The sequence below is a fragment of the Kocuria cellulosilytica genome (assembly GCF_040981245.1).
Taxonomy (GTDB): Bacteria; Actinomycetota; Actinomycetes; order Actinomycetales; family Micrococcaceae; genus Kocuria; species Kocuria cellulosilytica.
Map to the genome: position 1 here is coordinate 1 of NZ_JAVFWZ010000139.1, position 524 is coordinate 524.

The 524-nt window shown below is 76.0% G+C and carries 1 protein-coding gene and 1 pseudogene; both read left to right on the top strand.

Translation table 11 applies throughout. From position 1 onward, the window contains the following. Positions 1-184 (top strand): annotated as a pseudogene (locus RCG67_RS17380) (L-aspartate oxidase); the annotation flags it as partial. Continuing rightward, a partial coding sequence (locus RCG67_RS17385; protein ID WP_368828068.1) for a nicotinate-nucleotide diphosphorylase occupies positions 178-524 on the top strand: 347 nt, incomplete at its 3' end. The pseudogene RCG67_RS17380 and the gene RCG67_RS17385, both read left to right, overlap by 7 nt.

Below are 524 nucleotides of genomic sequence, written 5' to 3' on the forward strand. Positions count from 1 at the left end.
GGCCGCGGCGCGGCACCGGACCGAGTCCCGCGGCGCGCACTTCCGCGAGGACTTCCCGGCGCCCGACCCCGCGCAGGCCCGCCGGGTCCTCTGGTGCGAGGAACGCCCCAGCGCCCGAGCGAACCGTCCGCTGACCGGTGCACATACCCGGAACGACATCTTCGAGAGGACCCCCGCATGCTGACCCGAGCCACCATCACCGAGGTCGTGGAGCGCGGGCTCGCCGAGGACGCCCCCTGGGGCGACATCACCTCCGAACACCTCGTCCCGGCCGCCACCGTCGCGCGGGCCGGGCTCGTCGCCCGGGAGGCGGGCGTCCTCTCGGGCGGTCAGGTCTTCGCCGCCGTGTTCGCCGCCGTGGACCCGGCCGTGGTGGTCGAGCCGCTCCTGTGCGACGGAGACCGCTTCGCGGCGGGGGACACGCTGGCGGTGGTGACCGGTCCGGCCCGCGCCGTGCTGACCGGCGAGCGCGTCGCGCTGAACCTGGTCCAGCGCATGTGCGGGATCGCCACGCTCACCGCACG